Annotated in this window: 8 protein-coding genes; 1 reads left to right on the top strand and 7 read right to left on the bottom strand. The window is 39.4% G+C overall.

Translation table 11 applies throughout. The features are described 5' to 3' along the window. Nucleotides 1–162: 162 nt before the first annotated feature. From C2M34_RS06465 to C2M34_RS15705, 5 genes are all read right to left on the bottom strand, one after another. Entirely contained in the window at nucleotides 163–477 is a 315-nt protein-coding gene (locus C2M34_RS06465) for a hypothetical protein (protein ID WP_105258358.1), read from the bottom strand. A 115-nt stretch (nucleotides 478–592) separates the two neighbouring features. After that, nucleotides 593–1,054 carry a hypothetical protein gene (locus C2M34_RS06460; RefSeq protein WP_105258356.1) on the bottom strand — a complete coding sequence of 154 codons (462 nt, stop codon included), beginning with the start codon at nucleotides 1,052–1,054 and terminating at the stop codon, nucleotides 593–595. A gap of 42 nt (nucleotides 1,055–1,096) precedes the next feature. Continuing rightward, nucleotides 1,097–1,708: a hypothetical protein gene (locus tag C2M34_RS06455; RefSeq protein ID WP_105258357.1), complete on the bottom strand. Its 612-nt coding sequence runs from the start codon at nucleotides 1,706–1,708 to the stop codon at nucleotides 1,097–1,099. 508 nt (nucleotides 1,709–2,216) lie between these two features. Further along, a complete protein-coding gene (locus tag C2M34_RS06450; RefSeq protein ID WP_105258356.1) occupies nucleotides 2,217–2,678 on the bottom strand; it encodes a hypothetical protein in 462 nt (153 codons plus the stop codon). A gap of 125 nt (nucleotides 2,679–2,803) precedes the next feature. Further along, on the bottom strand, nucleotides 2,804–3,193 hold the full coding sequence (locus C2M34_RS15705; RefSeq protein ID WP_158681400.1) for a hypothetical protein: 390 nt from the start codon (nucleotides 3,191–3,193) through the stop codon (nucleotides 2,804–2,806). 228 nt (nucleotides 3,194–3,421) lie between these two features. Here C2M34_RS15705 and C2M34_RS06445 point away from each other — a divergent pair, with 228 nt between their 5' ends. Next, nucleotides 3,422–4,393 carry an integron integrase gene (locus C2M34_RS06445; RefSeq protein ID WP_105258355.1) on the top strand — a complete coding sequence of 324 codons (972 nt, stop codon included), beginning with the start codon at nucleotides 3,422–3,424 and terminating at the stop codon, nucleotides 4,391–4,393. Between the two features lie 92 nt (nucleotides 4,394–4,485). On the opposite strand, the gene C2M34_RS06440 is transcribed toward C2M34_RS06445, so the two are convergent. Together C2M34_RS06440 and C2M34_RS06435 are read right to left on the bottom strand one after the other, a co-directional pair. Beyond that, complete coding sequence (locus tag C2M34_RS06440) at nucleotides 4,486–5,013, bottom strand: hypothetical protein (RefSeq protein ID WP_105258354.1); 528 nt, start codon at nucleotides 5,011–5,013, stop codon at nucleotides 4,486–4,488. A 122-nt stretch (nucleotides 5,014–5,135) separates the two neighbouring features. Further along, nucleotides 5,136–5,723 (bottom strand): hypothetical protein, encoded by a 588-nt coding sequence (locus C2M34_RS06435; protein ID WP_158681399.1) that lies wholly within the window; start codon nucleotides 5,721–5,723, stop codon nucleotides 5,136–5,138. Nucleotides 5,724–5,833: the final 110 nt, after the last annotated feature.

Raw genomic sequence — 5,833 nt, 5'->3', positions numbered from 1 at the left:
CCTGGGTTCTTTTCTTTTTAGTCATGAGACACCTCTTTTTCTAACTATAGAAGGTGTCTACTTTTTTTGGGTAAGTCCTCTACATAACGCTCCGCTAAGGGGCGATTAGCCGCCTCGCGGGTAATTGTCCCGCCAGCTGCGCTGGCTATTTTCAGCGGCTTGTTATGCGCCAACATCTTTTTTACACATGGCAATTTGGGGCATCAGTGCCTTTAAAGACGGTACCTGAAAAGGATCCTTTCCTGTTAAAGCTAATGTAGCCATTTCTTCAAAATGATTATCTGTCAAATTAGTCCGCAATATATTGTCCATGCAGTTACAAAAGGAAACCGCATTTTCATCTTTTCGTACCTTACCTCTCTCAATACAGCCTTGTTTGATTGAATCTTTGAACTCATCAAGCTGCTCTTTAGTGTAGTTCGCGTGCGCACTGAAAGTAGTTGATGCAATAAGTACAATTACTGCTAGGTATTTCAATTTAGCCTCCTTGGCGTATAACGCCTTACTAATGGGCGTATAAATGCTTGGCTAAAATTAGCGACGAAGGAGCGCAAGCCAAGCGTTTTAGTCCTTTTGAGTAACTTGTTATACATCAATTGCCACTTACCTTGTCCGGGGCTCTTGGAGGTGGTGGCGGAGCGGCCTCCGCAGGCTCGAATGTAAGAAGTTCAGTTAATTTATACACTTTCCAATTAGCACAAAAGATCATGTTCGATCTATCTCTCTTGGTAGTATTGTAAGACATAATAATCTCGATATTGTCTACGTGTTTATTAGCAACGCTAAGGTAAGAGCGGTAATAGTCACCGATATAACTGAAGTCTTCGTGTATGTCTAAGGCTAATTCAAATTCACCATCTAATTTTGCAGTAATGCTACTTAGAAAAGTATCGCCTTTCTGTATTGGCGACAATATCTCATAAACCTTCAGCTGTTGGCTCGGATCATCTTTTTCAATGATTTCTACTGAGAAAGGAAAAAACTCTTTAACTTCTTCATCACATGCAAAGGCTTTTAAGCTTAATAAAAATAATAATGCTAGAAAAATACGCATAACCTTCCTTGATGTATAACGTTTAGCTAAGGGGTCGGCCGACTAGGCCAGATCCGCTTGAGCGACTTGTTGTATGGCTTTTTTAAAGCGGCCATTAAGTAAAAATAATGCAAACCAAACAACTAGCCCCAAGGCAGCCATAAACCATGGTGTCCACTGTAAATGTCCCTCTGGCTTGATATACCCGTAGTAGAACTGAGGCCAAAACCATAGGCTGAGTACGAGCAATAGTATGCAACCTGAAAGAAAAAAAGCCCCAAAACCTGCAACGAGGTACCACTCTATCCGTGAGTGTGCAAACAGCGAAATAACTCCAACGAATGTAAAAGCCCACCCTGCCAATAACAACCAACCAGTTGAGGTCTCGGAGTGTGCTGCCATGACTGAAACTGCGTAATAAGTAGGCACCAGCAATAATAGGGCGAAGAACAAACCAACAGATGCTAGCCCTCGGTTTAGTTCGAAACGCTGGATATGAAACTCGGCTACAGCTACCACCGGAATGCAGGAAAAGAAAACTGCTGCTTGAAACTGACCAACAAGATCACGCTCAGACTCGGGCGCGAGGCTCAAACCAGCTGTAATGATAGAGACAATAAGAAAACAAGCCCATGTGAGGCTGCGAGCTAGTGTAGATACGAAGTTACGTGACATCCATCTAATCCGTACAACGCCCTGTTAATGGGCAAAATTTAGTTGACTATAATTTTGAGCAGAGCGAAGTCAGCCAACGGAATTTTGTCCACTATTCAACAGCTTGTTATATGCGCAAACCACAAATTTCAATATATCATCTAACAATATTAGTAATACAATGCTGATGATTGCGATAAATAAATAGTACAAATTATAAGGTGACCAATTAGCTAATAGAGTAGCTTTATCACTATCTGATAGGCAAGACTCTAAGATGCCATTTAAACAACGTTTCTGAGCTAAAATGAACTGCTCACTACTTCGATATGAAATTCCAAACATGCCACTTGAGTATCCTAATATGCCAAATAAGAATGCTTTCAAAAGCCTTCTATACATTTTCATAGACACCAAACCTTCATGTGCATATAACGCCTTACTAATGGGCGTATAAATGCTTGGCTAAAATTAGCGACGAAGGAGCGCAAGCCAAGCGTTTTAGTCCTTTTGAGTAACTTGTTATACATCAATTGCCACTTACCTTGTCCGGGGCTCTTGGAGGTGGTGGCGGAGCGGCCTCCGCAGGCTCGAATGTAAGAAGTTCAGTTAATTTATACACTTTCCAATTAGCACAAAAGATCATGTTCGATCTATCTCTCTTGGTAGTATTGTAAGACATAATAATCTCGATATTGTCTACGTGTTTATTAGCAACGCTAAGGTAAGAGCGGTAATAGTCACCGATATAACTGAAGTCTTCGTGTATGTCTAAGGCTAATTCAAATTCACCATCTAATTTTGCAGTAATGCTACTTAGAAAAGTATCGCCTTTCTGTATTGGCGACAATATCTCATAAACCTTCAGCTGTTGGCTCGGATCATCTTTTTCAATGATTTCTACTGAGAAAGGAAAAAACTCTTTAACTTCTTCATCACATGCAAAGGCTTTTAAGCTTAATAAAAATAATAATGCTAGAAAAATACGCATAACCTTCCTTGATGTATAACGCCCCACTAAGGGGCTGATAATGCTTGGCTAAACTTGTGTAGCGTAGCGAAACTGAGCCAAGCGTTAGCAGTCCCGCTTTAGTTGCTTGTTAGCAGCTCAATACGCTACCAAACGACGCCTCTTTCTTCAAAGTGTTTATTGATCAAAACCTTACAACTATCGCTTACTTCGCCAATATTTTTAGCAAAGCCTGATTTCAAAGTGATTTTTAACACTACTTCATTCTCAAACGAGACCGATTGAATATCAGAATACTCCGCTAACCACTTCATATCTTTTAAAGTTGTACCTTTAAATGTCAAAGCTGAGTTTCCAATGGAGAGTGTTCTACTTGCTGAGTCGCTAGAAAAGCTGACTATCAAATAGTCTTCGTTTAAGTATTCACAGTCAGTTTGAGTGAATTCAGATTCTGCGGAACACCCAAAAGCGAGAAGGCTAAATAATGCAATCGAAAGGTGTCTCAAATGCCACGATCTCCATTGGGCTGCTAACATGTTTATAGCGAGCGAATCGCGCGTTTTTCTACTACGCTACCGCTCACTTTTCTGAATGATATATTTTTAACAGACTAGTTAACTTATTGCCAATATTATTAAAAATAGCTATTGCTCGTTTTCATCTTGCGACAAAAGCACGCGATTGGGTCGTTTTCTTGACTATGTGAGCGATTACGCTATAACTGTTTTAATATACAGTATTTACATATTTTCAAAGGAATGAAAATGAAAACTCGCTCGCCTTATTTAAATTACATCGCAGACTACATGTTGACTCGACAGTATTCACTGAGAACGGTTAACGCTTACCTTAGTTGGATATCTAATTTCATACATTTTCATAATAAAAGACATCCCACTACTATGGGTGATAACGAAGTGGTTGAGTTTTTAGACCACTTAATTTTAAAGAGAAATATGTCGCCTAGAACGCAAATGGCCGCATTAAATGCATTAGCGTTTTTGTACAAACACATAGTAAAAGAAGAATTGTCGTTGGACTTAAAATTTGTCAAAAGCAATAGACAACCCAAATTGCCAGTCGTAATGACACCAGAAGAAGTCAAAGAAATATTGTCGTTTATGAAAAAGCGCTATTACATAATTGCGGGATTAATGTACGGAAGCGGTTTAAGGGTAATGGAGGCGGTGCAGCTCAGAGTGAAAGACATTGATTTTGACTATAAATGTATTCAAGTCTGGAATGGAAAAGGCAATAAACATCGAATTGTAACACTTGCAAATGAGCTTATTCCATTGTTAAGAAATCAAATTATGCAAGTGGATGAATATCTACAACTTGACTTAAAAAATGAACAATATGCCGGCGTTTGGATGCCGAATGGGTTAGCAAAGAAATATCCATCTGCGAACAAGTCGTTGGCTTGGCAGTATCTATTTCCATCCTATAAATTAAGCGGCGATCCAAAAACGGGAGAAATTCGTCGACATCATTTTCATCCAACTTGTGTCAGGAAGGCGGTGAAGGCTGCTTTAAAACAGTCGGGGATTACAAAGTTAATTACACCACATACGTTTAGACACTCGTTCGCGACTCATCTTTTGCAATCAGGAGCAGACATTCGCACAGTCCAAAGTCAACTGGGTCATTCAGACGTTAAAACCACTCAGATTTATACTCATGTTTTACAGCAAGGCGCAAACGGTGTTGTTAGCCCTTTGAGCAAAATTTTCTAACTTATTTTGGGGCATAGGTGCTTCAGTGAGCTTCCTACAAGCACAGCTATGGACAAAAACACGTTAGAGTATTTATTCGGTGCAGCCGCTTGTTAACTGTTTTTGCACTGAGCTACAAACTCTGATTTCTTAGTAGTAGCTATTTTTAAGCTTGATAGTAAATTAAAAATCCCAATGCCAATACCAGCAAGATACCATGGTGTAATTGCAGGAACCGATGCGGTGGCAATAATTACAGACCACGACTCTTCAATAAAATCAATATAGTTAATATTTTGGAGATCTGGAAAAGAGAAATCAGGATTAATTGTGTACGCCGCAAAAGCAAGAAATGCGTATACAAAGGCAACGCCTAGTATAGCTGACGGAAGGCCAAGCAAGCCAATACCAGGCCATTGCCATTGGGCTCGAAATTTATGCACAGCTGAAATTAATATCAAAACCACAAACAACGCCAATGCAAATAAAGCTTGAGCGGCGGCGTTATCAATTATGCGAGTACCAAACAAAATCATCATTGCAATGTGATATACAAACATGAGCTTGAAATCTAAAGACATATTCTTGGGGTTATTGTCTTTGTTTTGCTCTTCAATCTTCTTACGAATTGAGTCAAACATCCATGATTGCCTATACAGTTAACGCCCCAAGCAGGGGCAGCTTTTAAGCTGGCTAAAATTAAGAGCGAAGCGACGGGAGCCAGCTTAAAATTATCCCGTTGACTTGGCTTGTTATATTTTCATTACGCGGGACATTTTGCCTGCTTCATTTTGTTATCAATGTATTCTTGATACGAGTTATATCCACCTAAATTCAGCTTGGCGGCAGGATTCTTTGTTATGAAAACTTTGTTCATTTCTAAACTTTTCAAGAACATCTCACAACCTTTAGCAACATTGTTATCTGTAAGGTATGTAAATCCCATATGTAAATAGGTGTTTGTTAAATTATCAAACTCCTGTTTTTCTTGATATATGGAAACAGATTTTTCTAAATACTCTATAGAAGCATTATATCGATCATTAAAAGCTATTTTCCCATTATTGAAACCAGTCTCTTTGTAATGTTCCTCATACCTGTCGACAGCGTAAGACCTTAGGAAAATAGCATAAGCGACGTACGCTTTTGCGAGCCCTGATTGGTTACTTTCTTCTTCAAATATTTCAATTGATTCCAAAATGAGCTTTTGCGCAGGTAATGCTCTTTGTTTAGTGTCAAAGAGCCAATAAGCATCGGACAACTTTTGATTTGGATCGCTGGTGTAAGGAACTAATGCAGCTGCGCAGGCAGTCAAGAAAATTATCGCTATCGAAATAAGAATATGACGCAAAATTAGATCTCTCTGAAAATTGGTCTTCCCCATCAAAAGTAGACAGGTTATTACGCAAACCGTTGCTCATACTCCAGCGGGCTGAGATAGCCTAACGCAGAGTGACGTCG

Origin of the sequence: Pseudoalteromonas sp. T1lg88, assembly GCF_002964765.1 — a bacterium.
In the GTDB taxonomy this organism is placed as follows: domain Bacteria; phylum Pseudomonadota; class Gammaproteobacteria; order Enterobacterales; family Alteromonadaceae; genus Pseudoalteromonas.
Note: the sequence above shows the minus strand (reverse complement) of the source record. Positions and strands in the feature narration are given on the sequence as shown.

Excerpts from the sequence above, each read along its gene's own strand:
- C2M34_RS06455 (WP_105258357.1), bottom strand. The coding sequence starts at position 1,708 with ATGTCACGTAACTTCGTATCTACACTAGCTCGCAGCCTCACATGGGCT.
- C2M34_RS06440 (WP_105258354.1), bottom strand. The coding sequence starts at position 5,013 with ATGTTTGACTCAATTCGTAAGAAGATTGAAGAGCAAAACAAAGACAAT.
- C2M34_RS06450 (WP_105258356.1), bottom strand. The coding sequence starts at position 2,678 with ATGCGTATTTTTCTAGCATTATTATTTTTATTAAGCTTAAAAGCCTTT.
- C2M34_RS06460 (WP_105258356.1), bottom strand. The coding sequence starts at position 1,054 with ATGCGTATTTTTCTAGCATTATTATTTTTATTAAGCTTAAAAGCCTTT.
- C2M34_RS06445 (WP_105258355.1), top strand. The coding sequence starts at position 3,422 with ATGAAAACTCGCTCGCCTTATTTAAATTACATCGCAGACTACATGTTG.
- C2M34_RS15705 (WP_158681400.1), bottom strand. The coding sequence starts at position 3,193 with ATGTTAGCAGCCCAATGGAGATCGTGGCATTTGAGACACCTTTCGATT.